Here is a 26701-nt window from a genome sequence, read left to right on the forward strand (position 1 = left end):
ATGGATGGCCCTTCGCGGCGGGCCCACGGAGCAATGCCTGCGTTCGGGCATGCCGAGCCTAAGCGAGGCACCGAGTGGTGGGGCAAAGCGTTTTTGGTTACTTTTGGCGCTCTTCCAAAAGTGACCCGCTGTAAGAGCGGAACCGCCAGTGGCCGTGACCGCTGCAACGGATATGTACCCAATCCAATCCAATCCAACCCAACCCAACCCAGAACCCAGTCACCCCAAAATCGGCTTCGGCACCGAAGGGTCGGCCTCCTCCTCGGGGATCTTGACGAACACGCTATACCGCGCGCCTTCCATCTCTTCAAAGGCAATGAGCTTTTCGATCAATGGCCCGCTCAGGACCTTGCCGGCATTGAGCAGCAACATGCCGTTGTCGGCATTGAGGTTGCGCGCCAGGATCATCCCCGCGGCCAAATCGCGCGTGGTGGAGACTTGTACCGTCGGGTCCGACAGCGTCACGTCTTCCAGGTATTCGGCACACGCCTTGATGAAGTCCTCGATCATCTCCGGGTCGTACAGCTTGCCGGCGTACTTGCGGATGTAGACCAGCGCTTCGTCGCTGTTCATCTGCCGCTCCAGGATCAACCCACGCTGCAGCTCGATGAAGTCCACCGCCAGTTTCAACAACCGCGAGCCGAACGGAATCGCCTCGCCCCTGAGGTGATCGGGGAAGCCGCTGCCGTCCCAACGCTCCTGGTGATGAAGAATGATGCGCGCCGCGTCCTTCATCGGGTCCAGGGTCATCAACAGCGATTCGCTCTGCTTCGGATAGGCCCGGTACAGATCGAGTTCATTGTGGTGCAGCAAGTCGGCGGGCGTGACCATCATGTTGTCGGTCCAGCTCAGCTTGCCGATGTTGTAGAGCGCCGCGGCCATGGTCAGGTCGCGGTCGGTGGATTCATCGAGCGAATGCAGCCGGCTGTAGACCCTGATCAACTCGATGATCTGCCGATTGGTCTGCTTGGCTTTGGGCAGGCGCAGGTTGGCAATCAGCGAAAACACTTCGGTGCTGGTCACATAACTGTGCTTGAGCTCGTCATACGCCAAATCGAGCATGTCGGCGGTCTGCTGCAGCTCGGAGGTGCGCGACGCCACGCGTTTTTCCAGGGTGGCGTTAAGGGTCTTGAGTTGCAGGTTCTGCTCGCGGTTCAGCGCTTCGAGGCGCTGGCGTTCGCTTTCGGAATGCTGGTGAGCCAGGGCTTGGCGCAAGGCCTGGACCAATTCCTCATCGTTCCAGGGCTTGCTGAGGTAGCGATAGAGCTGCCCCTCGTTGATGGCCTTGGTCATCATGTCCACATCGGCATAACCGGTGAGCAGGATGCGCAAGGTCGATGGGTACAGTTTGCGGATCTCGGCCAGCAGCGTGGCGCCGTCCATGTTGGGCATGCGCGCGTCGGTCATCACCAGGTCGACCGGCCGCTCCTTGAGAATTTCCAGGGCCCTGGCGCCACTGTCGGCCAGCAGGATCTCGTACGGCTGGCTGCGCAATAGCCGACGCAGGCTATTGAGGATCGACTCTTCGTCATCGACCAACAGCACCGCTGGCTTTCTTACCAAAACATCCGGCGATTGATCTTCCATTTGAAACCCCCTCCTATTCACGACAACCGTTCTACCCTACCCCCGAAATACAGGCTAGTAGATTGCGAACATTTAGACACATTTGCCATCACGGGCCGAGCGCATCCCGATCAGACGACTATGCTGTATCCCATGAAGGGCCAAGTAACGGCCGAAGACTCATGCCAGCGACAGGGATATCAGATGTTTCCAGGGTTCTATAGTCAGCATCAAAACGGTGCACGGCCATGAGCCTGCCCTTGGATAAAACCAATCGGCGGATCCTGATCGTCGACGACACGCCAACCATCCATGAGGATTTTCGCAAGATCCTCAGCCCCCAGGCGACCGCCAATGACAGCCTGAGCAGCGCTGAAGAGGCCTTGTTCGGCTCGCCTGTGGCGGTTTCCGGCATGAATTTCGTGCTCGATTCGGCGTTCCAGGGCATGGAAGCTCTGAACAAGGTCGAAACGGCGCTGGCCCAGGGGCAACCCTTCGCCATGGCGTTCATCGACATGCGCATGCCGCCGGGCTGGGACGGCCTGGAAACCATCGAGCGGCTGTGGCGCGCCGACCCCAAGCTGCAAGTGGCCCTGTGCACCGCCTACTCGGACTATTCCTGGGAAGACATCGCCGAGCGCCTGGACCTGGGCGACCGGCTGTTGATCCTGAAAAAACCCTTCGACGCCATCGAGATCCGCCAGATGGCCAGCACCCTGACCGTCAAATGGCAGATGACCGAAGACGCGGCGCTGAAAATGGACATGCTCGAACGCGCGGTCGAGGAACGCACCCGGGAACTGGCCGACGCCAACATCATCGTGCAGAACAGCCCGACCATTCTCTATCGCCTGCGAGGCGAGCCGCCGTTCGCATTGATGTACATCTCCCACAACATCACCAAGTTCGGCCACTGCGCAGCGCAACTGACCAGCTCGCCGGACTGGGCGCAAACCCTGATCCACCCCGACGACCAGGAGAAAGTCCGTGGTGCCATGGTCCGCGTCCTCGGCCGCGACACCGCAGGGGCGTCCATCGAGTTCCGCATGCGTACCGGCGACGACACGTACCGCTGGGTAGAGAACCGCTACATCCCGGTGCGCAACGAGCAGGGCCTGTTACTGGAAATAGAAGGCATCATCCTCGACATCACCGAGCGCAAGCTGGCCGAAGAAAAAATCGCCCTGCTGGCCCGCACCGACGGTCTGACCGGGCTGGCCAACCGCGCCACCATGATCGAGCGCCTGCACCAGGCCTTCGCCGCCGCTCGTCGAGGTGCGGCTCCGTTTGCGATGTTCTACCTGGACCTGGACCACTTCAAACGGATCAACGACACCTTGGGCCACCCCATCGGCGACCTGCTGTTGCAGCAAGTCGCTGCGCGCATCAAGGGGTGCACCCGGGAAAACGACGTGGTGGCACGCCTGGGGGGCGACGAGTTCGCGATCCTGCAACTGGACGTCCATGAAGCGACCCATTGCGCCGCGCTGGCGACCAAGATCCGCGATACGCTCGTGGCGCCGTATTCCCTGGACGGCAACGACGTGCGGATCTCGGTGAGCATCGGCATTGCCCTGTACACCCCGCAGAGCCTGAGTGCCGACAGCCTGATGGCGCAGTCCGACATGGCCCTGTACCGCTCCAAGGAAAAGGGCCGCAACCAGTACCATTTCCACAATGAAGAAATTAACCAGGAAGTGACGGATCGGGTTGCTCTGACCAACGACCTGCGCCAAGCCATCGAGAACAACGAACTGCACCTGCACTACCTGCCGGAGGTCGACCTCGGCACCGGCAAGATCCTCGGCATGGGCGTGCAAGTTCGCTGGAACCACCCCCAACGTGGCTGGCTGGAGCCGGCGGCCTTCATGCCTGCCGCCGAGAAAACCGGGATCATCATTGGCCTGGGTCATTGGGTGCTGGACCAGGCCTGCCAACAAATGCGCCAGTGGCGCGACCAGGGCATGGCGCCGCCGGTGATCGCCATCGACCTGTCCCTGACCCAGCTCAAGACCGGGCCGGAACTGATCTACGATGTGCTGCGCACCACCGCACGCTGGGAACTGGCGCCCTGGGACCTGCGTTTCGACGTCACCGAAGCCACCCTGGCCCAGACCAAGTGGACGCACAACGACGTGCTGCCGCGCCTTTGCGAATTGGGCGTGCAGATCGCCATCGATGACTTCGGCACCGAGTACTCCTCGTTCGATTACCTCAAGACCTACCGGGTCAATCACCTCAAGCTCGCCCAGCGTTTCCTCGACAGCGCCAACGCCGACCCCGAGAACGCCACGACGTTGCGGGCGATCATCAACTTCGCCCGGGACGTGGGCATCGGGATCATCGCCGAGGGCGTCGAGACCCAGGAGCAACGCACCACGTTGATGTCCAGCGGCGGGGAGATGCAGGCCCAGGGGCATTACTTCAGCACCGTGGTCGACAGCGGCCAGGCCGCCGAGCTGCTCAAGGCCGGCACCATCGTTCCGGCGACAGACCATTGGACCCGACCGGCCAGCCAGCTATCGGAGAGCAATCGATGAACCCCATGTCGGTACCTGCCAACCGGCGAATCCTGGTGGTGGACGACACGCCGGCGATCCACCAGGACTTTCGCAAGATCCTCAGCCCCAGCGCCGGCAGCGATGACTCGCTGGACGACACCGAAAGCCTGCTGTTCGGCACCCCGCAGGTCAATCGGCTGCAATTTCAGATCGACTCGGCCTACCAGGGCGAGGAGGCGCTGGAACTGGTCAAGCGCGCCCAGGCCGAAGGCCAGCCCTATGCACTGGTGTTCGCTGACATGCGCATGCCACCGGGTTGGGACGGCCTGCAAACCATCGAGCGGCTGTGGGAGGCCGACCCGCGCCTGCAAATCGCCCTGTGCACGGCGTTCTCGGATTACTCCTGGGAAACCATGTCCGAACGGATCGAGTTCGACGATCAGTTGCTGATCCTCAAGAAACCCTTCGACACCCTGGAAATCCGCCAGATGGCCAGCGCCATGACCTGGAAATGGCAGCTGGCCCAGGATGCGGCGAGGAAAATGCGCAGCCTGGAACGCACGATCGAGGAGCGCGTCCAGGAATTGCTCAAGGTGTCCCACCTGCTGCAATACGACGTGCTCACCGAGTTGCCCAACAGCATGTTGCTCGGCGATCGGCTGACCCAGGCCATGGCCCAGTGTCGCCGGCACGACCGGCAACTGGCGGTGATGTTCATCGGCCTGGACCGCTTCAAGCGCATCAACAACGCGCTGGGTCATCCGGTGGGCGATGAAATGCTCAAGCGCGTGGCTCGGGCACTGGCCGCCGTGGTGCGTGAATCCGATTCGGTGTTCCGCTACGGTTCCGATGAATTCGTGGTGGTGCTGGGAGACGTCGTCGACCCGCAACAGACCAAAGGCGTGGCCGACAAACTGCTGGCGGCCATCAGTTCCCCGCAACCCATCGACGGCCATGACCTGAGCGTCACCGCGAGCCTGGGCATCAGCGTGTACCCCACCGACGGTTTCGACGCCGTGGCGCTGATCAAGAAAGCCGAGACAGCGATGCGCAACGTCAAGGAAACCGGCCCCAACGACTACCGGTTTTTCACCGAAGACATGAACCGCCGGGCCCGGCAGCAGCAGACCATCGAATCCGGCCTGCGCCTGGGCCTGCAACGCAAGGAATTCGTGCTGCATTACCAGCCCAAGCTCGACCTCAAGAGCGGCAAGGTGGTCGGGGTCGAGGCGCTGGTGCGCTGGGACAGGCCGGATCATGGCCTGGTCTATCCCTCGGATTTCATTCCGGTGGCCGAGGACAGCGGCCTGATCGTTCCGCTGAGCCAATGGGTGCTTCAGGAAGCCTGCCAGCAGGCCTGCCGTTGGCAAGCCCAGGGCATGCGGCCGCTGTACCTGTCGGTGAACGTCTCGGCCATCGATTTTCGCCAGCGCGGCTTCGTCGAAGGCATCGCCCGCACCCTCAAGGAAACCGGCCTGGACCCGACACAGTTAGAACTGGAGATCACCGAAAGCGTATTGATGCAGAACGTCGATACCACGGTCGCCATCCTCAAGGCCATCAAGCAACTGGGGATACGCCTGGCCATCGACGACTTCGGCACCGGCTATTCGAGCCTGAGCTACCTGCAGAAATTTCCGGTGGATGTGTTGAAGATCGACCAGTCGTTCGTCGGGGACCTGAGCATCGACAGCAACGACGCCAAGCTGGTGAGCACCATCATCAGCCTGGGCAAGAGCCTGAACCTGCACATCATTGCCGAAGGTGTGGAAACCCTCGAGCAGTTGGAATTTCTCAAGAAGCACCAATGCGAGGAGGTCCAGGGCTATTACTTCAGCAAGGCCGTCGAACCGCAGGCCTTCGCCGACTGGATGACCGAGTGGGAAAAACGCCAGAACCCGTTTTCGTGAACACCTGAGTGTTATCAACCAAAGTTTCAAGGAAAGCATCCCATGGCGTTACATGGACTGATTCTGGCTCTCGGCCTGCTCGTGGGATCAAGCGTGACCGCTCACGCCGAGCCACTGGACGAACCCCTCAAACCCCTGCCCCCGATTCCGACCCTGGCCCCCAAGCGCGTCCAGCTGGGGCTGCGGCTGTTCAATGACCCGCGGTTGTCGGTCAACAACACCCTGTCCTGCGCCAGTTGCCATCGCCTGGACAAGGGCGGCGCCGACGACAAGCCGTTTTCCTTGGGGTTCGACGGCAAGCCGGTGGAGGTCAATACGCCCACCGTGTTCAATACCGGCCTGAACTTCCACCAGTTCTGGGATGGCCGCGCCGATACGCTGGAAGAGCAGGTGCATATCGTGGTGACCAGTCCCACGGAAATGGGCAATACCTGGGAAGCCGTGGTCAAGCGCATCGCCGATGACCCTGGCTATGCCAGGGACTTCGAGGACGCGTACCCCGACGGCGTGACCAAACCCAACATCCAGGGCGCACTGGCTGATTATGAGCGCACCTTGCAGACACCCAATTCGCGCTTCGACCAGTACCTGCTGGGCGATACCGACATCCTCACGCCCCGGGAGAAATTCGGTTACCAGCGTTTCAAGGAATACGGCTGCATCGCTTGCCATCAAGGCGTGAACATCGGCGGCAACATGTTCCAGAAGTTCGGGGTCATGGGTGACTATTTCGGCGACCGGGGCAACCCCACCCGAGCCGACGAAGGGCGTTTCAACCTTACCGGAGATGAAGCCGACCGCCAGGTTTTCAAGGTGCCCAGCCTGCGCAACGTGGCCGTCACCGCACCGTATTTCCATGATGGATCGGCACCGACCCTGGAACGCGCGGTGGAGGTCATGTTCAAGTACCAACTGGGTCGTGAGCCGCTCAAGAACGATACGGCCCTGATCGTCGAGTTCCTCAAGACCCTGACCGGCGAATCGGAGGGCAAGCCCCTATGACCATTCTCCGGCGCCTCGGTCTTGCGTTCATCGGCCTGTTGCTGACTTCCGTGCTGTTGTTCATGTACATCAATTCAGGGGCCCAGCAGGCCGCCTCGTACATTGAGTCCCGGGACCTGATCCGCCTGCTCAAGCAGCAAGACGCCATCTGGGACAACGAAGTACTCAAGTCGCGGATCGCCCTGACCCACAACTACGACCCCCTGGTCACCCCCTTGCTGGAAATGTCGGGCCTGTGGCAGCGTCTCGACGCCATCGAGTCGGAGCCCGGGCGCCACCAGCCGTCACTCTGGCAAGCCCAGCGCGAGGAGTACCTCAAGGCGATCAAGGAAAAAACCCGCCTGGTGGAACAGTTCAAATCCCACAACGCGGTGCTGCGCAACTCCATGGCCTTCCTGCCCGCCGCCGAGGACGACATCCAGGCCCAGTTCGCCCGACTGCCCGACGCAGACCGGCTGGAACTGCAAAATGTCGCCATCGACACCTACGACCTGTTGCTCAGCAGCATGGAGTTCGCCCAGCTCAGCACCAGCGAAGTAGCCGCCGAAGTGCTGCTGGGCCTGAACCGGCTGGACGTCAACAAGGAGCGCATGCCCCAGGGGCTTCAAGGTCCCGTTGACATCCTGAGCAGGCACATCGCGCTGATCCTGCGCGAACAACCGCGGGTCAATGAGCTGTTGCAGGGCATCGAAGCGGTCCCCGTTGCCAGTCGCCTGGACACCATTACCGACCTGCTGGAGAAAGACCAGGGCAAAGCCGCGGCCAAATACCAACGCAACCACATCTACCTGCTGGTATTCGCCACGATCCTGGTCTTGATCCTGATCTGGCTGGCGATCCGGCTGGTGCGCAGCTTCGCCGAGATCAAAAGGGTCAACAACGCCCTGCAAAGCGCCAACGATGAACTGGAGCAGAGGGTTGAAGAGCGGACCCGCGAGCTCAAGGACACCCAGAGCGAGTTGATGGACACCGCTCGCCAGGCCGGCATGGCGGAAATCGCTACCAACGTGCTGCACAACGTTGGCAACGTGCTCAACAGCGTGAACATCTCCGCCGACCTGGTCAGCCGCAAACTGCGCAGCAGCAAGGCCCTGGGGCTGGGCAAGGCGATGCAACTGATCAACGAACACGCCGATGACCTCGGGCACTTCCTCACCGAAGACGCCAAAGGCAAACTGCTGCCTGGCTACCTCAACCAACTGGTCGAAGCCATCGCCGTTGAGCAGCAGGGGCTTACCGACGAACTGGCCCAGTTGAGCAAAAGCGTGGACCACATCAAGGACATCGTGTCCACGCAGCAATCCTATGCCGGAGCCAATAGCCTGCTGGAACCGTTGGTGGTCAGCGAACTGCTCGAAGATGCCCTGCGCATGAACTCGGGCGCCCTGACCCGTCACCATGTTACGGTGATCAGGGAATACGGCGATGTGCCGCGGATCATGGGCGACAAGCATCGCTTGCTGTTGATCCTGATCAACCTGATCAGTAATGCCAAATACGCCATGGCGGGGGTTTCCAATCATGCGCGAAACATGACCCTGAAGGCCGCCGTCATCGATGGCCAAACCCTGCAAATCAGCGTCAAGGATGAAGGCGAAGGCATCCCGGAGGAAAACATGACGCGCATCTTCGCCCACGGTTTTACCACGCGTAAGGAAGGCCATGGCTTTGGCCTGCACAGCTGCGCATTGGCGGCCATTGAAATGGAAGGCCGCCTCACCGCCCACAGTGAGGGGCCAGGCACGGGGGCAACGTTCCAACTGCAACTGCCCCTGAAACTTGCAGAAGGTGAGCCATGAATAGCCTGAGTAACCGCCGCATCCTGTTGATCGACGATACACCCGCCATTCATGAAGATTTCCGCAAGATCCTCATCCCGGAGGATGACAGCAGCACGGACTTGCAGGACATGGAAAGCGCGCTGTTCGGCGATGCGCCAAAACCTGCCACCACCGTGTTCGAACTCGACTCGGCCTACGGCGGGCAGGAAGGCCTGAACAAATTGCTGGAGGCGACAGCAAAAGGGCGACCCTATGCCCTGGCCTTTGTCGACATGCGCATGCCCGAAGGCTGGGATGGCGCCAAGACCATCGAAGAACTCTGGAAGCGCGACCCGCAATTGCAAGTGGTGGTCTGCACCGCCTATTCGGATTATTCCTGGGATGAACTGCTCGACCGCCTGAACGGCCACGACCGCTTGCTGATCCTGAAAAAGCCGTTCGACAACATCGAAGTCCAGCAGATGGCCAACACCCTGACCACGAAGTGGGAAATGACCTCCCGTGCGCAACTGAAAATGAACAAGCTCGAAGACTTGGTGGAACAACGCACCCAGGCGTTCAAACAGGCCAGCGAGCTGCTGCAAATGGAAATCGACGAGCGCAAGTTGCTGGAAACTCAGCTGGTGCAATCGGAAAAGCTCGCCTCGCTGGGCCAGTTGGCGGCCGGGGTGGCCCACGAAATCAACAACCCGATCGGCTTCATTTCTTCCAACCTGGGGGCATTGGACGGCTACTTTGGCAAACTCCAGGAAATGCTCAGCGCCTACGGCAGCGCCGAGGGGGCCATCGCCTCGCCGGAACTGGTGGTGCACTTGCGCAAGCTGCGCGAACAGGTGGAGCTGGACTTTCTCGTCGAAGACATCCCGTTGCTGATCAAGGAATCCAAGGATGGCATTGGCCGGGTCGGGCAGATCGTCAAGGACCTGAAGGACTTCTCTCGCGTCGATTCCAGCCAGGAATGGCAGATGGCCAATTTGCAGCAGGGCTTGGATTCGACGTTGAACATCGTCGCCAATGAAATCAAGTACAAGGCCGACGTGGTCAAGGAGTACACACCGTTGCCGGAGGTGGAATGCCTGCCGTCGCAGATCAACCAGGTGATCATGAACCTGATCGTCAACGCCGCCCAGGCCATCGGCCCCGAGCGCGGCACCATCACCCTGCGCAACGGTGTCGGTGACGAAACCGTATGGATCGAAGTCGCCGACAACGGCTCGGGCATTCCCCCCGATACCCTGCAGAAAATCTTCGACCCGTTCTTCACCACCAAACCCATCGGCCAGGGCACAGGGCTTGGGCTGTCGTTGTCCTACGGCATCGTGAAAAAACACAACGGCGAGATCACGGTTAGCAGTGAAGTCGGCGTCGGCACTACCTTCCGCGTGGAATTGCCCGTGCGGCAGATGAAGCAGGCGAGCTGAGCGACACCTCTGTGAATCTGTGAATCTGTGAATCTGTGAATCTGTGAATCTGTGAATCTGTGAATCTGTGAATCTGTGAATCTGTGAATCTGTGAATCTGTGAATCTGTGAATCTGTGAATCTGTGGGAGCAAGGCTTGCCCGCGATGGGGGCGACTCGGTATTGCAGAAACCGAGGCGCCTGTATCGCGAGCAAGCCTTGCTCCCACAGCTTTAATCCCACATACCCTTGCTCCCACAACAATCCCCTCGCCACAGGGTTGCCCGCCGTTTCGCCGACAGCGCAGAATGCCTGCACCGCCCCACCCATCGCTCCCCCCAAGGAAACCGTATGAGCCTGTCTCTGCTGAGTCGTTACGCCTTCTTTGCCGGCTGTGTCATCTTCACCCTCGCCAGCCTGCCGTTCCTGCAACACGACTGGCTCTGGCCGATCACACTGGTGACCGGGTTGTTGAGCCTGCTGGGGCTGTTCGACCTGCTGCAAAGCCGCCACGCCGTACGTCGCAATTACCCGATCCTGGGCAACATCCGCTACCTGGTCGAAGGCATCCGCCCGGAGATCCGCCAGTACCTGCTCGAATCCGACAGCGACGCCCTGCCCTTCTCCCGGGCCCAACGCTCGTTGGTGTACTCCCGGGCCAAGAACGAAAGCGCCGACAAACCGTTCGGCACCCTGATCGACGTCTACCAGAGCGGTTTCGAATTCATCGGCCATTCCATGCGCCCGGCCCCGTTGAGCGATCCCAGCGGTTTTCGCGTGACGGTCGGCGGCCCGCAGTGCACCCAGCCGTACTCGGCGTCGGTGTTCAACATTTCGGCCATGAGTTTCGGCTCCCTGAGCGCCAACGCCATCCGCGCGTTGAACCAAGGGGCCAAGTTGGGCAACTTCGCCCACGACACCGGTGAAGGCAGCATCAGCCCCTACCACCGCGAGAACGGTGGCGACCTGACCTGGGAACTGGGCAGCGGTTATTTTGGCTGTCGCACGCCTGACGGTCGCTTCGACCCGGAGCGTTTCGCCGCCCAGGCGCAGAACCCGCAGGTGCGGATGATTGAAATCAAGATGTCGCAAGGCGCCAAGCCCGGCCACGGCGGGATCCTGCCCAAACACAAAGTCACCCGGGAAATCGCCGAGACACGAGGCATCCTCATGGGCGAGGATTGTGTGTCGCCGTCCCGCCACAGCGCGTTTTCCACACCGATCGAACTGATGCGGTTCGTTCAGCAACTGCGCGAACTGTCCGGCGGCAAACCGGTGGGCTTCAAGTTCTGCCTGGGTCACCCGTGGGAATTCATGGGCATCGCCAAGGCCATGCTGGAAACCGGGATCCTGCCCGACTTCATCGTGGTCGACGGCAAGGAAGGCGGCACAGGCGCGGCGCCAGTGGAATTCACCGACCACATCGGCGTGCCATTGCGCGAAGGTCTGTTGTTCGTGCACAACACCCTGGTGGGCCTGAACCTGCGGGACAAGATCAAGCTCGGGGCCAGCGGCAAGATCGTCAGCGCCTTCGACATCGCCAGCGTCCTGGCCATCGGCGCCGACTGGGCCAATGCCGCGCGCGGCTTCATGTTCGCCATCGGCTGCATCCAGTCGCAAAGCTGCCACACCAACAAATGCCCCACCGGCGTCGCCACCCAGGACACCTTGCGCCAGCGCGCCCTGGTCGTCCCGGACAAGGCCCAGCGGGTCTACAACTTCCACCGCAACACCCTCAAGGCCCTGGCCGAAATGCTCGCCGCCGCCGGGCTTGAACATCCGTCGCAATTGCAGCCCAAGCATCTGGTACGGCGTATGTCGGCCACTGAGATCAAACTGTTTTCACAGTTGCATGTGTTCTTGAAGCCGGGGGAATTGCTGACCGGAGAGGTCAATGGGGCGTTTTATTCGCGGATGTGGCAGATGGCGCGGGCGGACAGTTTTGAGGCGCAAGAAACAGCGGCAGCGTAGCTTGCGAGTACACACCCGCTCTTGTGGCAAGGGGATAAATCCCCTCGCCACAGGTTCGTCGTTCACCTTAAGCGCGGGAGAAGAAACCGTGCAGTTATACCTACGGCAAACCGTTGCGAGCATCACGCGCCCGGTGCGCGTGTTGCGTGGTTTTTCCAAGGTCCGGCTCGCTCGCTATCAATTTACGAAACCGAACGCACGGCGCTGCGCACATCCCCCGTCGGCTGCAACTTGAAGGTGTAGAACAACGCCGTCAGCAGCACCAGAAACGCCGGGCCCACGTACAACGCCACCCGTGTATCCGGGAAGTACGCCATCAGGCCCACCACCAGCACCAGGAACGCCAGCGCCAGGTACGAGCTGACCGGGTACAGCCACATGCGGTATTTCAGGGCCGCGCGCTCTGAAACGCTGAGGCCTTTGCGGAACTTGAGCTGGGCCAGCAGGATCATCACCCAGGTCCAGATCGCGCCGAACGTGGCAATGGAGGTCACCCAGATGAAGACTTTCTCCGGCACCAGGTAGTTGAGCAGCACGCCCAGCAGCAATGCGCCGATGGACAGTAGCAATGCGCGACGTGGCACGCCGTTGCTGGAAGTCTTGGCAAAACCGGCCGGGGCCTGGCCGTTCTGCGCCAGGCTGTAGAGCATTCGCCCGGTGCTGAAGATCCCACCGTTGCAGGACGACAGCGCGGCGGTGATCACCACGAAGTTGATGATGCCGGCGGCGGTCTTGATGCCCAGGCGCTCGAAGGTCATCACGAATGGGCTGCCCTGGGTGCCGATCTCGTTCCACGGGTAGATCGACAGGATCACGAACAGCGCGCCAACGTAGAACAGCAGGATCCGCCAGAACACCGAGCCGATGGCGTTGGGGATGGTTTTCTGTGGGTTCTTCGCCTCACCGGCGGTCAGGCCGATCATCTCCACGCCCAGGTAGGCGAACATCACCATTTGCAGCGACATCAACACGCCTTGCACGCCGTTGGGCATGAAACCGCCGTGGGTCCAGAGATTGGAAAGACCCAGGGCCACGCCGTCGTTACCGAAGCCGAAGGCGATGATGCCGACGCCGCCGATGACCATGGCGATGATGGTCACGATCTTGATCAGGGCGAACCAGAATTCGAATTCACCGAAGGCCTTGACCGCGATCAGGTTGATCGAACCCATGCTGAGCAGCGCGGCCAGGGCCCAGATCCAGCGGGGCACATCGGGGAACCAGATGCCCATGTATACGGCCACGGCGGTGATTTCCGCCACGCAGGTCACCAGCCACAGGAACCAGTAGTTCCAGCCGGTCAGGAAGCCTGCCAATGGGCCGAGGTAGTCCTGGGCATAACGGCTGAACGAACCGGCCACCGGGTTATGCACGGCCATTTCACCGAGGGCGCGCATGATCACCAGGATCGCCAGGCCACCAATGATGTAGGACAGCATGATCGCCGGACCGGCCATTTCAATGGCCTTGGCCGAGCCGAGGAACAGCCCGACACCGATGCAAGCGCCGAGCGCCATCAGGCGGATATGCCGCTCACCGAGTTCACGTTTGAGCGGACCACCCTGGGTGGTCTCGCCATGGGGCAGATGATTGCCGACAGGCATAGGGATACAACCTCGTCTTGTTATTGGATTAGCCCCCGAGCGTCCAAAGCCACAGGCCGATAGGCCTGCCACCTTGCCGAAGCCGGGTCTGTCTTGTGGGCAGACCGTCCTGTGGAACGACAATCTCAGGATCAGCGGGCCATGCAGTATAAAAAGCCAGGGATAGAGAGTTTCACTGTAAAACCTTGGAAATTCAGGGATAAGCCTGTGCCAAAAGTGGCTTTTGGAGAGGCGCTCTCTGGATTAAAGGTCTTTTTTAAAACGGCGCCGAGTATTGCACAGTGATGGTGCAGCGTCATGTTTGGGCATGGGGCGAGGGCTCTAGCACAAGGCTTTTAAGCTCCCTCCCCTTGTGGTGAGAGGCGTAACCCGTGGCGAGGGGATTTATCCCCGCTGGGCTGCGTAGCAGCCCCCAACTGCAACCCGGTATGTCTGGGTAACTGAGTTGCCTGTATTAGGGCTGCTGCGCAGCCCAGCGGGGATAAATCCCCTCGCCACAGCCCCCCTGCCACAGATAGATCCCCTGGCCACAAGGAACATGATGGTTTCAAAGCCATGCGACGTCCCAGAGAGGGTAATCGCCGATACATTCCACCAGCCCCGCCCGAAGCGGATTGGCAATGATGTAGTCGACGCTGGGCCGCAGCTCTTCGTTGTCACGAATAGCGCGGTCATGGAAACCGCTTTGCCAAAGCGGGCCAGAGGCTCCGGTTATGTTGTTGACACGATGGGTGCATCGAGCTTTGGTGGCGCCGATGACACGACTCAGATGGCAATCGTGAATTTGCAGCAACCAGTGGAAATGATCTGGCATCACCACCCAGGCCAAGGACTCCACATGGCCCAGATCATGAGCGCGTTTGAATTCGGCGACCAATAACCGGCCAACCTTCCAGTCGGAAAAAACCGGCCGCCACTGATAAACAACAGCAGTCACCAGATAAGCTCGTCCCGGCTCGGAATAACGACCTCGACGCAAGCGATGGGAATTGGGGCGTGAATGCATTCCTTGCTTCCTTTGAAAGGGTTTGAATGCAGCCTAGCCACGCCGCTGTTTTATCGACGCTGCAAAGGTCGAGCGAATATTCCGAATCTTGCGTAGTACCTGTGGCGAGGGGATTTATCCCCGCTGGGCTGCGTAGCAGCCCCCCCAAAAAACCGCAACCCGGTATGTCTGGACAATTGAGCTGTCTGCATTGGGGCTGCTGCGCAGCCCAGCGGGGATAAATCCCCTCGCCACAAAGGTGCGCCGTTAGCCATGACAGACCAGTATCCACAATTTCCCCTGCCCCCACGCCAACCACCGTCTAAGCTTCAAGCAAGTCCGATCAATCTGCGTGAATGGATCAGTCGACTATGGGCGCTTTGTGGCAAACCGATTCGAATGAACCTATGGTCCCGACTGAACGTATGGAAGAAGCGCCTTTACCTCAAAAAAAACGCCGCGCACGGCATGGCTGGCGGGCATTCTGGTTGTTGCTGCTGATTATCGTGGTGGTGGTCGGCTTGGCGGTGGCCAAGGAAATGCGCACCTCGCGGTTTCAAGCCCGGGAGATCAGCAAGTACGCCGCGTCCCTGAGCTATTCGGTGCAGCCGGGGCCCAGCGATGCCATCGTCTATCCCGGTGCCGGTCCGTTCGACCGGCGCTTGGGCTACAGCGCGCTGGGGGAATTCCTGCCACGCCTGCTCAAGCGCGACTACGTGATCCAGGCCCAGGCGCGGTTCTCGCCGGCCTTGATGGGCTACATCGAGAAAGGCCTGTTCGTGCCCTATACGGAAAAGATCCAGGCCGGCCTGACCATCACCGACTGCCGCGCCGCGCCGGTCTATCAGTTCAAGTACCCGCAGCAACTGTATGCGAACTTCGAAGCGATCCCGCCCGTGGTGGTGCAGAGCCTGTTGTTTATCGAGAACCGCTTCCTGCTCGACCCCAAGCAACCTCTGGCCAACCCGGCAGTGGACTGGCCGCGTTTCGGCATGGCGGTCTGGTCGCAAGTCGCCAAGCTGTTGAGCCTGCCAGGGCAGTCCGCCGGGGGCAGCACACTGGCGACACAACTGGAAAAATACCGGCACTCCCCCGAGGGCCTCACCGTGTCGGGCGGGGAGAAAATCCGCCAGATGATCTCCGCCAGCGTGCGCGCCTATCAGGCTGGCCCGCAAACCCTCGAGGCGCGGCAGCGGATCATCCGTGACTACCTCAACAGCGTGCCGCTCTCCGCCGTGCCCGGGCATGGTGAAGTCCATGGCATGGCTGAGGGCCTGCGGGTCTGGTACGGCGCCGATTTCAAGCGGGCCAATGAACGCCTGTTCAGTACCGCCACCGACCCCAGGAGCCTGGCGGAAAAAGGCCTGGCCCTGCGCGAAGTCCTGTCGTTGATGATCGCCCAGCGCCGCCCCTCCCATTTCCTGTCCAAGGGCCACGATGAACTGGCGCGCCTGACCGACAGCCACATCCGACTGTTGACGCAGAACGGCGTGATCGATGCGGCGCTGGCCGAGGCGGCCCTGGCGAGCAAGGTCAGTTATCGCGACTGGGTCCAGGACCCGACCGTCCAGCCCAACGAAACCAACAAAGGCATCAGCGCCGCCCGCAGTCGCCTCGCCGCCCTGCTCAATCGTCCGCTGTATGACCTCGATCGCCTCGACCTGTCCGCCACCAGCACCTTGCAAAGCGACTTGCAGGCCCAAGCCACCGAGTACCTCAAGCGCTTGGCCGACCCGGCTTTCGCGACCCAGATCGGCCTGATGGGCGAACGCCTGCTGACCCCCACCAGCACCGCCCAGGTGCGCTACAGCTTCACCCTGCTGGAACTGACCCCCGATGGCTCGCGCGTGCGGGTGCAGACCGACAGCACCGACCAGCCCTTCGATATCAACGAAGGCAGCAAACTGGAATTGGGCTCCACCGCCAAGTTGCGGGTGCTCACCACGTATCTGCAGATCATCGCCGAACTGCACGATCGCTATGCCCAGCAAACCCCCGCGGCATTGAAGAAAGTCGACATCGCCGAGCAGGACCGTCTCTCCCGCTGGGCGGTCGACTACCTGATCCAGAACACCGACCGCAGCCTGCCGAAAATGCTCGAGGCCGCGCTGGACCGTACGTATTCAGCCAGCCCTGGCGAGGCGTTCTTTACCGGTGGCGGGCTGCACACCTTCCACAACTTCCGCAAGGAAGACAACGGCCGCAACCCCACCCTGCGCGACGCCCTGCGTGAATCGATCAACCTGCCATTCATCCGCCTGATGCGCGACCTGGTGCGCTACGCCACCTACGCAGGCTCCAATAACAGTTCCCAATTGCTCAAGGATGATAAGGACCCGCGCCGCCAGGAATACCTGGCCCAGTTCGCCGACCACGAAGGCACCGCGTTCCTGCTCAGGTTCTGGAAGAAGTACCGAGGCAAGGATACCCCCCAACGCCTCGAAACCTTCCTCGACGGCATGCGTCCCACGGCGATCCGCCTGGCCGCCGTGCACCGGTATTTCTTTCCCAACGACAGCCAGGAGAACTTCAACCGCTTCGTGCGGGCGCACTTGAAGTCGGCCAAGAGCGCCGGAAAACTCACCGATGAACGCCTGGAACGGCTCTACCAGAGCTATGGTCCCGGCGCCTATGACCTGCCGGACCAGGGCTTCATCGCCAAAGTCCACCCGCTGGACCTGTGGTTGGTGGGCTATCTGCTGAACAACCCCGACGCCAAGTTCAGCCAGATCGTCAAGGCCAGCCAGTTCGAGCGCCAGGAAGTCTACAGCTGGCTGTTCAAGAGCCGGCACAAGAGCGCCCGTGACAGCCGCATCCGGACCATGCTGGAAATCGAAGCCTTTCTGGATATCCACCAGCGCTGGCAGCAAGTCGGCTACCCCTTCGACCATCTGGTGCCGTCGCTGGCCACTGCCATCGGCAGCTCCGGCGACCGCCCCGCCGCGCTGGCGGAACTGGTGGGCACCATCCTCAACGATGGCATCCGCCAACCCGCGTTGCGGGTCGACAGCCTGGACTTTGCCGTCGGTACACCTTACGAGACACGGCTGGTGAGCGATCCAGATAAAGGCAAGCGTGTGATGCCGATGGACGTGGCCCGGGCCTTGCGCAGTGCGCTGTCCCAAGTGGTGGATGCCGGCACCGCGAAACGCGTAGCCGGCAGTTTCACGCTGGCCGACGGCACTCCGCTGGCCATGGGCGGCAAGACCGGCACCGGTGACAACCGCATCGAAGCCGTCGGTTCCGGCGGGCGGGTGATCAGCTCCAAGTCGATCAACCGCACCGCCACCTTCGTGTTCTACATCGGCGACAGCCATTTCGGCACCCTGACCGCCTACGTGCCAGGTGCGTCGGCGCAGAACTTCAAATTCACCTCGGCCTTGCCGGTGCAGGTGCTCAAGGGCATGGCACCGTTCCTTTCGCCCTACTTGCAGCCGGGCAGTCACACCCAATGCAAGCCCTTGGTGGCAAGCCACTGATGGTCAGCGACGCGGTGTGGGTCAAGGGTTTACGCGAGGCACCGCGTCGAAGATCACGGTCAAGTCGGCGGTGTACAGGCCGTGCTGACCATCGTAGACCTTGTCCGAGGCCATGATGTGCAAGTCCGCCTGGGTGCCAGGCGTGGACGTTGCGTCATCCACCACTTCCTGGGGCACACCGGTCAGGCGGATATTGTTGAACCTGACAAGCAGGGGAATGGCGTCTCTGCCGTTGGTCAACGACACCCGATCACCCTCGAGGGAGGCGTGGACCGAGCCATCGGTGTGCTTCACATCGAAAGTCTGGCGCAGCGGGCTCAGTTGGCTGTTCACTGGGTCGAAGTGCATAACCTCATCCTTGCCGAAGTCCGGATTACGCGGCTGCACATGGAACTGCTTGTTGGGAACGTTCGCGGTGATATGGATGGCAGTGCGAGCATCATCAGCCGCCAGCACCAGTGAAGGGCTCAGGGCCGCAAGGATCGTCATGAACATCACTTTTCTAAACATGCTTGATACCTTTTCAGATTAATAAAACGAAGTGGAATCCACCTAGTGGCGAGGGCGCTTGCTACCGCTGGGGTCCAACCCACACCTTTGCTGCTCACGGCGCAATGGCATCGAACACCATGTGCACCGTGCCGTAGTAATCGCCGGGCTTGTAGTCGCCAGCGGGCTTGATCGCGGCGATTTCCAGCGGCACCTGGCGTCCGGGCCGGGCCTCGATGGCTGACACCACGTGGTTCGAATCGAGGGTCAACTCGACGTTGTTGAACCTCACCCGCAAGTCGATACGATCACGACCGTTGGACAAGTACGCCTCTTCAGCCAGGCGCGCGCCGATGGCACCATTGCTGTTCTTCACCTCGTAGGTCGCCCGCAACGGGCGCAGGTCGTTGGTGAAGCTGCTGAAGGGCAAGCGTTGTTCACGCTGCACCAACTGCGGGTCGAGGGGCAGCACATAGAAATCGAGCGTGGGGATAGTCACGTAGAGTTCGAAGGTTTCCCGTTCAACCGCGCCCCAGGCCGGGCTCCAGGGCAACATCAGAGCGGTCAATGCGAGGGGGCTTAGCAGTGTCTTGGACATTTTGATTACCTGTGGCTTCAACGACGGTTCGGCGACGGCAACCGTCAACCCTTGATCTCGACGGCTTTGCTCTGGCCGCCCTCGATCAGCGTGAAGCGATACTCACGCCCCTGCTCCTTGTCGAAGGAAAATGTGCGACCGGCCATGACGTGGTGCTTGGTGGTTGGCCGGCAGTCGTGTTCCGCCTTCGCTGCACAGTCCTTGAACTCATCGATGATCACCACGCTGTTGCCGTTGTTACGCATCAGGTAACGTGCGGCGCTGTCATCGATCACCGTCTCGAAACGGGTGGCCTTGGGTCGCACGAAAAACACCGTGCCGTAGCCCGCAAGAACCTTGAGCCCCGCCGCCACGCGTTCCTTCTTGTACTCTTCGCGCTCCTGCGCACTGATGGCAAACTCGTCCTCAGCTTCGGGCACCACCGGCACGAAACGCACCCGGAAGTAACGCTCCTTGTCGCGGTTGCCCATGAACAGCAAGCGCGTGCCCTGCATGCCGTTGGCCGGCACGATCAGCCGCGCCGGGCTGGCCATCAGGCCGTCCTTGGCCATGGCACTGGCCTGGTTCTGCAGCGGCACTTCCTGATAGGTGCCGTCCTCGTTGTAGACAATTTCCAGGATGTTGACCTTGACGAATGCCGTGGAGGTACCGCCGTTGAACACCCGTTTCATGTAGGTGCTTTTGTCGCCGTCCAGGTAGTCGTAGACCACCCCGACACCGATTTGCGGTCCGGCCTGGGCCATGCCGCAAAACAGATAGAACCCAATCCATGCCCATAGATGTTTCATCGCTTCTTTAACCTCATGCATTAAACGTAAATACTGAATATGGCGGGCCTCGAGGGCCCTCAGACTTCCGAATCCCAGATCACCGTGACGTTGCCGGCATAGGCCTTGGCGCCGCTGCCCAACATTTCTTCGACGCTGGCGCGGGCCACTTCAAAGTGCAGGGTGCCCGGCCGGCGATCGACGTAAAAACCCGGCTGGAACAGCTCGGTGCCGCTGCCATCACGCAATAAGCGGCGGCGATTGATCGGTTGCCCAGCGGCGTCGGCCAGCCCGTTGGGCAGGGTCACGCTGACGTCCACCGGTACGGCATGACCGCTACCGGTTTCGGCAATCGCGCAGGTATTGCCGCTGACGGTCTGGCATTCGAGCGCCATCTTGAAACGTGTCGAGGCCGAGATATGGAAGCGTTGGTCACGAAACAGCCGCGTCGGTTTTGACCCGCTGTTCAGCCACGCTTGCCAGCCTTCCGGGGGCACCAGTTCGACGCGGTTGCCGCCGGGGGGCACTTCGACCTTTAGGGTGTGCTCGACATCGAGTTTCAGATTGAGGGTGATTACCGAGTCACTGGGAAGCATGACGTCGCCCATATCGAAGTCCTGCCCCGGTCCAACCCCATAGCTCACTGAACCTGTGTATCGGCCAGACGACATCCTCAATGGGTTGGGTGTACGCAGTTCGTAGGCAAATTCCATGGGCCGGTAAGACATGCTGGGGATCAGGAACCTGGACTGTTTGGCACACACCCCCTCGGTCGGCGTCTTCCAGAAAAAATTATAGATACGCTCGTTCATGGTCCCAAAAGTAGTGGATCGACAAGGCGACGGCGCATGCATCCAGCTGGAGCCGCCCCATAACTTGCTATGGGCGGTCGCTAGATTTACCTCTCCGCCCACCAGGTCGATTACGCTGACAGGAAGTTGGTAGCCAGAACCTATGCCGGATATGCGGACGTGAACGATTTCATTTTCACCCGTACCGGTATGGGTCACCTGTGCCGGACGCCAAGTGGTGGGCACATCGAACATTGCCCCCTGCCGGACATCCCCATGATCGGCCTGGATGGGGCCGGTCGACTCAAAGGTAATGGGCAGTTGGATGCTGGACATTTTTTCCGCCTCGCATACCGCCGGATACATTGCGCAAAAACCCGAGACCGGGGTGGTGTTGCGAAAGGTATTTTCGTTGGGCCTCGAGGGATCGGGCCTGAAGATAGCGTTGATATCATTGCTCACGGCATTGGCCGTCGATGCACAGGTCAACACCACCACCGATACCATGCCTTGCACTGCCACTGGTAACCGCTTCATCTTTACCTCTCCCTTGATCGACTCAGACTGCCCAAGTCACTCCTTTTTAAACTTCCGAATCCCAGATCACCGTGACATTGCCGGCATAACCCTTGGCGCCGCTGTCGAGCATCTCTTCGACGTTGCTGCGGGCCACTTCAAAGTGCAGGGTTCCCGACCGGCGATCGACATAAAGACCCGGCTGGAACAGTTCGGTACCGCTGCCGTCACGCCATACCCGGCGACGGTTGACCGGTTGCCCGGCGGCGTCGGTCAAGCCATCGGGCAGGCTGACGCTGACGTCCACCGGAACGGCATGACCGGTGCCGGCTTCGGAGATCGCGCAGGTATTGCCGCTGATGGTTTGGCATTCGAGCGCCATCTTGAAACGTGAGGAAGCGGAGATATGGAAGCGCTGGTCACGAAACAACCGCGTCGGTTTGCGGCCACTGTTCAACCAGGACTGCCAGCCCTCCTGGGGCACCAGCTCTACCCGGTTGCCACCGGGGGGGACTTCGACCCTGAGTGCGTGCTCGACGTCGAGTTTGAAGTCGAGGGTGAGTGCCGAATCGTTGGGAAGCATGACGTCACCCATGTCAATGTCCTGCCCCGGCCCGACGCTATAAGTCAGCGACCCGGTGTATTGGCCGGACGACATTTTCAGTGGGTTGGGGGTGCGCAGTTCGTAGGCAAAGTCCAGATAGCGGTAAGAAAAGCCAGGGATCAAATAATTGGCCCCTTTTGCACACACGCCCTCTACCGGGGTTTTCCAGAAGAAGATGTATTCGGTATTGGTATACGCCCCTATACCGCTGTATCTACAAGGCGAGGGGGCATATACCCAACTAAGGCCGCGCCATAACCGTTGATGGGCGATCAAGAGCGACACGCCCCCACCGACCAAGTCGATGGCGTCACCAGAGAGTCGGTATGTCGAACCTATACCGGACCAGCGCACTTCAACGACTTCAGTTTCACCCGTCACTGAATGGGTCACCTGTGTCGTGCGCCAAGTGGTAGGGAGTTTAAACATCGCACCCTGTCGAGCATCCCCATGATTGGCTTGAATAGGACTGGTCGAACTGAAAATAAAGGGCAACCGAATGCTGAACATCTTTGTTGCCCTGCATTCCGACGGATATTGTGCGCAGTAACCGCTAACAGGCGTGGTATTGAGAAAGGTATTCTCGTTGGGTTTCGAGGAGTCGGGCCTGAATACTGCGGTAATTTCCCGAGTGAAGGCATTGGCCTCAGATGCGCAGGTAAGCAATAACACCGAAGCCACTCTGCACATTGCCGCCGTCAAGTGTTTCATCAATACAACCTCGTACATCAAATAAGTCCGAGCGGACCAAAACCATTCAAACTTCCGAATCCCAGATCACCGTGACATTGCCGGTGTAGGCCTTGGCGCCGCTGTCGAGCATTTCTCCAACCCCTCTACCGTCCACCTCAAAGTGCAAGATCCCCTGTTGTCGATTGACAAAAAAACTTGGCTTGAACAATTCGGTGCCGCTGCCATCGAGTAACAATCGACGGCGGCTGACCGGCTGCCCGGTGGCGTCCGTCAGTCCCTCGGGCAAGCTCACGCTGACATCCACGGGCACAGCATGACCCGAGCCGGCCTCTGCAATCGCACAGGTATTACCGCTGATGTACTGGCATTCAAGCCTCATCTTGAAATAGGAAGAGGCCGAAATATGGAATGTCTGGTCACGGAACAATCGCGTCGGTTTACTACCGGTCGTAAGCCATGACTGCCAGCCTTCCTGGGGGACTAGTTCGACACGGTTTCCACCGGGAGGGACCTCTACCCGGAAGGCGTGGTCGACCTCAAAATTGAAATTGAGCGTAAGTGTCGAGTCATCAGGAAGCATGACATCGCCCAGATCAAAGTCTTGCCGCGGCCCAACCGAATAGGTCAATGATCCTGTATACCGGCCGGACAACATCTTCAAAGGGTCGGGGGTGCGCAGCTCATAGGTGTAAGTAAGATACTGATAGCGAAGCTCAGGTATCAGGTATCTCGCACCTTTGGCACAGGTAAAGTCCTGTTGCGGCGTGTGCCAAAAAAAACCGAAACCCGTGTTTCCGTAATAATTGCCTCCGGGCACCCCACCGTTTCTACACGGTTGAGGAGGACGGCCCCAATGACTACCCCAGAGCATTCGATGCGCTGAGAAGAGGTCTACATCTTCCCCCACCAATTCGGCGGGGTGTACGTTAAGCAGATACACCCCTCCCACACCGGCGATTCGTATCGAAACCTCTTCGCTTTTACCCGTGGCCGAGTCGACAATCTGTACCGTACGCCAATCAACGGGTAGCGAGAACATAGCGCCTTGTCGGACATCTGAGTGATTCGGCTGAATAGGCCGGGATGACGTAAATTTGATGCGCGCCAAATGACTGTAAACACCCAAATTGGCACACTGCCCTGGGTCGTCTCGACAATATCCCCAGACGGGTGTGATATTGATGAACTTGTTGTTCATGGGACTCGAAGGGGTAGGCCTGAATACAGCATTGATATCCTGCGTCAAGGCATTGGCCGCAGGCACGCACGCAAACAACAACACCGAGACCACGCTGCGCACTGCAACCGATAAGGGTTTCATTTATACAACCTCATGCATCAAGACAGATCACTGCAAATAGATGGTGAGAAATCCACCTGTGGGAGCAAGGCTTGCCCGCGATGCAGGCGCCCCGCTCTTCAGGCGAATTGCGTTATCGTTCATCGCGAGCAAGCTTTGCTCCCACGGCGTCACGAGCGTTGTTTCGCACTACCAGCCTCGACAATCGTCGTATCGGCCAGGGTGTCCGGCGTGCAGCTCAAATCACCGATCAACAACACGTCGCCTTCGCGGTCGGCGTTGTCCGGGTCGAGGCGGAACCGGCAATACAACTCGCTGCCATAGCGCACTTCCAGGGTCGGTGAGCCGGCGTTCATTTCCATGGAGAAGAACCCGTCCGCCTCGCTGACACCGCGACTGGCGTGGTTGATTACGTGATGCCCCCTGAGCGGTTGCCCCTGCTCATCGAGCAGGCGACCGAGCACGGTCACGGTTCTCATCACACGCACCTTGCGATAGTCCACCCCGCCCTTGTTCAAGTGATAACGGCTGCGCGAAGGCTCGATGTTCGCCGCCGGCGGGTGCACACCGTCGAAGTCGAACGTCACCATGCTGTTTTTATAGGCGGTGATCGGCACGAAGTTACGGCCCGGATGCAACAGGGTGCTGCCGCCGGTCAAGTCGTCGGCACGCAGGGCGACCATGTCCAGGTCGGTCTCTACATCGACGATCATGCCCGCGCCGCGCCCATGGGGCTGGCCGGTAAAGGCGGCTTTCTGGCCGCCCACGGCCACGGTGCTGCTCAAGTTCAGGCCGCCGGTGAGGTTGTCGTTGTAGGAAGAACGCTGGACGAAACCGTCGCCATACAGTGAATCGGTCTGGAAACTGGCAAGACCCGACAGGCCCACGCCATAGGTGTCGGCCAGCGCCGTGGCGGAGACGCTTTGCAGCACATGATCTTCCAGGGTCCGGCGATAGGTCAGCGAGCCATTGTGGTCCCGATCACCGTCCCGCGAGGTGCGGGTGCCGATGCTGCCCGACCAGTACTCGCCGGGCCCACCCAGGGCGACGTTGAGGGTCAGGTCAATACCGCGATTGCGCCGCTCGGCGGTACTGGAAGTGCCGGGGCGGTCGAATACCGACAACCGCCAGTTGGCATCGCTGCCACGCACCTTGCCGCGCTGGGTCCAGCCCAGGTCCAGGCCGGTGCCCTGGACATTGCCTTCGCTGTAGGCCAGCCGGGCGTTGATGGAGGCCTTGTTGCTCAAGCGATGATTGACCGACAGCGAGGAGTTGCTGGTGTGGCCAATGAATACGTTGCGCCGGCGAACACGGGTGCCGTCCGACAGGGTTTCATAGGTGTTGCGGGTGTCCAGCCAACTGCGGTTGTGACTGGCCACCACGCTGCCATGGCCGTAGCTGTACAGGCCTTGCAGGTCCATGCCGGTGCCGTATTGCTGGGTCTGATAGACGTTGGCGTACAGGCTGGTGTTGGTCCCCAGCGTCCAGTCCACTGAAGTGCCGACTTGCAGCTTGTCCTGCACCTGGCGTGCTGAGCCGCCCAGGATCACCCGCGGATGCAGCAGGTAGTTGAGGCCGAGCCCCGCCGTCGTGAAACCCGAAGGCTGGTCTTCCCAATTGCTCCACAGCCGGGTTTCGCGTCCGGCGAACACGTTGTAGCGCCAGCGGTCTTCGGGACTGTTCCAATTGTTGGGCTTGTAGACCAGCTCCTGGCTGGTGGCGGTGGTTTGTCCGTCCTCGACCAGCCGGACTTCCACTTCATAGATCCCCCCCGGCAAGGGTCGGGTATCCAGGCTCTGCAAACCGGCGCTGACTGCCTGGGTGTTGATCAGCAGGCCGTTGCGATAAATCTCCACCGAAGCCTGGCGGCTCGCGGTGACATAAATGGGGTAGACGCTGGGTTTGGGATTGTCGATCGCCAGGCTGTCGGAACTGCCGTACATCACCCCGAGCGCGGTGTCCGGATTGGCACCGAACGAACGGATCTGGCGGTTCAAGCCATCGGAGCTGGGCGTGAAATAACCCAGGCGAAAAAAAGTCCCTTCCATTTCCCGCTGGGTGTAGAGCTCATGGACAGCGTGGTAGAGCTTGTCGTCCGGCCCGCCAAGACGCGAAAGCTGAAGGTCCAGCGACTGGCTCCAGTTGCCCACGCTGGAAATGGCGTTGAGCCCATAACGGCCACCCGTGTCCTGTTCCTGGCCACCGTTGAGATTCAATTGGTTGTTGAAAATCAGGCCGAAGCTGCCAACTTCCGGTTGATCGTAATAACGCTTGGTTTCGGTCGATCGTTCCACATCCCGGGTCAGGATCGATACCAATGAATTTTCGAGACTGTAGTGCACGGCCAGCAGCCCTGACGGACAGCTACCTTCACAGGCGCCCAGCACTTGTCCCTGTTTGAGATGCTGCTCCCATTGCTCGCGCTCGACAGTTGTCATCGGGCTGTCCTGCGTGTCGGTGAACTCGAGCAGGGTTATACGATCATCCCGCGACAAGACCACCATGGCTTCACCGAGGTACTGTTGATTGAGTTCAATACGAACCGCCAGAGGCACATCGAAGAAGTGCGATTCAAACTCCGCCGGCAGTCCCTTGGCCTGGGACAGCAGGCTTCTCGGTGTGGTACCGGGGGCAGTCGGCGCGGCCAATGCGTTCGCGCACAACAATAGCGCGAGCGCACCCGCGATGGGTGTCATCGGAAACATCAACGGATTCTCATAATCTGCGAGCGATCAGGGCGTTTC

The 26701-nt window shown here is 60.3% G+C and carries 19 protein-coding genes; 9 read left to right on the top strand and 10 right to left on the bottom strand.

Going from position 1 to position 26701, the window contains the following annotated elements:
- Positions 1-219: 219 nt before the first annotated feature.
- Entirely contained in the window at positions 220-1587 is a 1368-nt protein-coding gene (gene nosR, locus AC09SL_RS25775) for a response regulator c-di-GMP phosphodiesterase, NosR family (protein WP_058545588.1), read from the bottom strand.
- A 227-nt stretch (positions 1588-1814) separates the two neighbouring features.
- Between nosR and AC09SL_RS25780 the strand changes: the two genes are divergently transcribed.
- The 7 genes from AC09SL_RS25780 to AC09SL_RS25810 all read left to right on the top strand — a co-directional run bounded on the left by AC09SL_RS25780 (position 1815) and on the right by AC09SL_RS25810 (position 12366).
- Positions 1815-4106, top strand: a complete 2292-nt coding sequence (locus AC09SL_RS25780; RefSeq protein WP_058545589.1) for a GGDEF/EAL domain-containing response regulator — start codon at positions 1815-1817, stop codon at positions 4104-4106.
- Entirely contained in the window at positions 4103-5977 is a 1875-nt protein-coding gene (locus AC09SL_RS25785) for an EAL domain-containing response regulator (RefSeq protein ID WP_058545590.1), read from the top strand. Before AC09SL_RS25780 ends, AC09SL_RS25785 begins: the two co-directional genes overlap by 4 nt.
- Positions 5978-6019: 42 nt before the next feature.
- Complete coding sequence (locus AC09SL_RS25790) at positions 6020-6979, top strand: cytochrome-c peroxidase (RefSeq protein ID WP_058545591.1); 960 nt, start codon at positions 6020-6022, stop codon at positions 6977-6979.
- Positions 6976-8778, top strand: a complete 1803-nt coding sequence (locus tag AC09SL_RS25795) for a DAHL domain-containing protein (RefSeq protein WP_058545592.1) — start codon at positions 6976-6978, stop codon at positions 8776-8778. Before AC09SL_RS25790 ends, AC09SL_RS25795 begins: the two co-directional genes overlap by 4 nt.
- Positions 8775-10181 carry an ATP-binding protein gene (locus AC09SL_RS25800; RefSeq protein WP_058545593.1) on the top strand — a complete coding sequence of 469 codons (1407 nt, stop codon included), beginning with the start codon at positions 8775-8777 and terminating at the stop codon, positions 10179-10181. Before AC09SL_RS25795 ends, AC09SL_RS25800 begins: the two co-directional genes overlap by 4 nt.
- Before the next feature lie 330 nt (positions 10182-10511).
- Positions 10512-12131, top strand: coding sequence for an FMN-binding glutamate synthase family protein (locus AC09SL_RS25805; protein WP_058545594.1), 1620 nt, complete (start codon positions 10512-10514; stop codon positions 12129-12131).
- A complete protein-coding gene (locus AC09SL_RS25810) occupies positions 12055-12366 on the top strand; it encodes a fibronectin type III-like domain-contianing protein (RefSeq protein ID WP_081264469.1) in 312 nt (103 codons plus the stop codon). Before AC09SL_RS25805 ends, AC09SL_RS25810 begins: the two co-directional genes overlap by 77 nt.
- On the opposite strand, the gene AC09SL_RS25815 is transcribed toward AC09SL_RS25810, so the two are convergent.
- On the bottom strand, positions 12314-13735 hold the full coding sequence (locus tag AC09SL_RS25815) for an amino acid permease (RefSeq protein ID WP_058545595.1): 1422 nt from the start codon (positions 13733-13735) through the stop codon (positions 12314-12316). The two genes, AC09SL_RS25810 and AC09SL_RS25815, sit on opposite strands and share 53 nt — an antisense overlap.
- Positions 13736-13876: 141 nt before the next feature.
- Between AC09SL_RS25815 and AC09SL_RS25820 the strand changes: the two genes are divergently transcribed.
- Positions 13877-14020, top strand: a complete 144-nt coding sequence (locus tag AC09SL_RS25820; RefSeq protein WP_153388842.1) for a hypothetical protein — start codon at positions 13877-13879, stop codon at positions 14018-14020.
- A 262-nt stretch (positions 14021-14282) separates the two neighbouring features.
- On the opposite strand, the gene AC09SL_RS25825 is transcribed toward AC09SL_RS25820, so the two are convergent.
- A complete protein-coding gene (locus tag AC09SL_RS25825) occupies positions 14283-14741 on the bottom strand; it encodes an REP-associated tyrosine transposase (protein WP_081264468.1) in 459 nt (152 codons plus the stop codon).
- Between the two features lie 350 nt (positions 14742-15091).
- On the opposite strand from AC09SL_RS25825, the gene AC09SL_RS25830 reads away from it, so the two are divergent.
- Complete coding sequence (locus AC09SL_RS25830; RefSeq protein WP_058545597.1) at positions 15092-18199, top strand: transglycosylase domain-containing protein; 3108 nt, start codon at positions 15092-15094, stop codon at positions 18197-18199.
- 21 nt (positions 18200-18220) lie between these two features.
- Here the strand turns inward: AC09SL_RS25830 and AC09SL_RS25835 are convergent, their stop codons facing one another.
- The 7 genes from AC09SL_RS25835 to AC09SL_RS25865 all read right to left on the bottom strand — a co-directional run bounded on the left by AC09SL_RS25835 (position 18221) and on the right by AC09SL_RS25865 (position 26662).
- Positions 18221-18709: a CS1 type fimbrial major subunit gene (locus AC09SL_RS25835; protein ID WP_058545598.1), complete on the bottom strand. Its 489-nt coding sequence runs from the start codon at positions 18707-18709 to the stop codon at positions 18221-18223.
- A 94-nt stretch (positions 18710-18803) separates the two neighbouring features.
- Positions 18804-19286, bottom strand: a complete 483-nt coding sequence (locus AC09SL_RS25840) for a CS1 type fimbrial major subunit (RefSeq protein WP_058545607.1) — start codon at positions 19284-19286, stop codon at positions 18804-18806.
- Positions 19287-19330: 44 nt separating this feature from the next.
- Positions 19331-20074 carry a hypothetical protein gene (locus tag AC09SL_RS25845; RefSeq protein ID WP_058545599.1) on the bottom strand — a complete coding sequence of 248 codons (744 nt, stop codon included), beginning with the start codon at positions 20072-20074 and terminating at the stop codon, positions 19331-19333.
- Between the two features lie 59 nt (positions 20075-20133).
- Complete coding sequence (locus tag AC09SL_RS25850; protein WP_058545600.1) at positions 20134-21381, bottom strand: hypothetical protein; 1248 nt, start codon at positions 21379-21381, stop codon at positions 20134-20136.
- A gap of 46 nt (positions 21382-21427) precedes the next feature.
- On the bottom strand, positions 21428-22675 hold the full coding sequence (locus tag AC09SL_RS25855) for a hypothetical protein (RefSeq protein ID WP_058545608.1): 1248 nt from the start codon (positions 22673-22675) through the stop codon (positions 21428-21430).
- A 46-nt stretch (positions 22676-22721) separates the two neighbouring features.
- On the bottom strand, positions 22722-23978 hold the full coding sequence (locus tag AC09SL_RS25860) for a hypothetical protein (protein ID WP_058545601.1): 1257 nt from the start codon (positions 23976-23978) through the stop codon (positions 22722-22724).
- Positions 23979-24127: 149 nt separating this feature from the next.
- Positions 24128-26662: a CS1-pili formation C-terminal domain-containing protein gene (locus AC09SL_RS25865; RefSeq protein WP_058545602.1), complete on the bottom strand. Its 2535-nt coding sequence runs from the start codon at positions 26660-26662 to the stop codon at positions 24128-24130.
- Positions 26663-26701: the final 39 nt, after the last annotated feature.

Source organism: Pseudomonas sp. PF05 (assembly GCF_056521845.1).

Excerpts from the sequence above, each read along its gene's own strand:
- nosR (WP_058545588.1), bottom strand. The coding sequence starts at position 1,587 with ATGGAAGATCAATCGCCGGATGTTTTGGTAAGAAAGCCAGCGGTGCTG.
- AC09SL_RS25780 (WP_058545589.1), top strand. The coding sequence starts at position 1,815 with ATGAGCCTGCCCTTGGATAAAACCAATCGGCGGATCCTGATCGTCGAC.
- AC09SL_RS25785 (WP_058545590.1), top strand. The coding sequence starts at position 4,103 with ATGAACCCCATGTCGGTACCTGCCAACCGGCGAATCCTGGTGGTGGAC.
- AC09SL_RS25790 (WP_058545591.1), top strand. The coding sequence starts at position 6,020 with ATGGCGTTACATGGACTGATTCTGGCTCTCGGCCTGCTCGTGGGATCA.
- AC09SL_RS25795 (WP_058545592.1), top strand. The coding sequence starts at position 6,976 with ATGACCATTCTCCGGCGCCTCGGTCTTGCGTTCATCGGCCTGTTGCTG.
- AC09SL_RS25800 (WP_058545593.1), top strand. The coding sequence starts at position 8,775 with ATGAATAGCCTGAGTAACCGCCGCATCCTGTTGATCGACGATACACCC.
- AC09SL_RS25805 (WP_058545594.1), top strand. The coding sequence starts at position 10,512 with ATGAGCCTGTCTCTGCTGAGTCGTTACGCCTTCTTTGCCGGCTGTGTC.
- AC09SL_RS25810 (WP_081264469.1), top strand. The coding sequence starts at position 12,055 with ATGGGGCGTTTTATTCGCGGATGTGGCAGATGGCGCGGGCGGACAGTT.
- AC09SL_RS25815 (WP_058545595.1), bottom strand. The coding sequence starts at position 13,735 with ATGCCTGTCGGCAATCATCTGCCCCATGGCGAGACCACCCAGGGTGGT.
- AC09SL_RS25820 (WP_153388842.1), top strand. The coding sequence starts at position 13,877 with ATGCAGTATAAAAAGCCAGGGATAGAGAGTTTCACTGTAAAACCTTGG.
- AC09SL_RS25825 (WP_081264468.1), bottom strand. The coding sequence starts at position 14,741 with ATGCATTCACGCCCCAATTCCCATCGCTTGCGTCGAGGTCGTTATTCC.
- AC09SL_RS25830 (WP_058545597.1), top strand. The coding sequence starts at position 15,092 with ATGGGCGCTTTGTGGCAAACCGATTCGAATGAACCTATGGTCCCGACT.
- AC09SL_RS25835 (WP_058545598.1), bottom strand. The coding sequence starts at position 18,709 with ATGTTTAGAAAAGTGATGTTCATGACGATCCTTGCGGCCCTGAGCCCT.
- AC09SL_RS25840 (WP_058545607.1), bottom strand. The coding sequence starts at position 19,286 with ATGTCCAAGACACTGCTAAGCCCCCTCGCATTGACCGCTCTGATGTTG.
- AC09SL_RS25845 (WP_058545599.1), bottom strand. The coding sequence starts at position 20,074 with ATGAAACATCTATGGGCATGGATTGGGTTCTATCTGTTTTGCGGCATG.
- AC09SL_RS25850 (WP_058545600.1), bottom strand. The coding sequence starts at position 21,381 with ATGAAGCGGTTACCAGTGGCAGTGCAAGGCATGGTATCGGTGGTGGTG.
- AC09SL_RS25855 (WP_058545608.1), bottom strand. The coding sequence starts at position 22,675 with ATGAAACACTTGACGGCGGCAATGTGCAGAGTGGCTTCGGTGTTATTG.
- AC09SL_RS25860 (WP_058545601.1), bottom strand. The coding sequence starts at position 23,978 with ATGAAACCCTTATCGGTTGCAGTGCGCAGCGTGGTCTCGGTGTTGTTG.
- AC09SL_RS25865 (WP_058545602.1), bottom strand. The coding sequence starts at position 26,662 with ATGTTTCCGATGACACCCATCGCGGGTGCGCTCGCGCTATTGTTGTGC.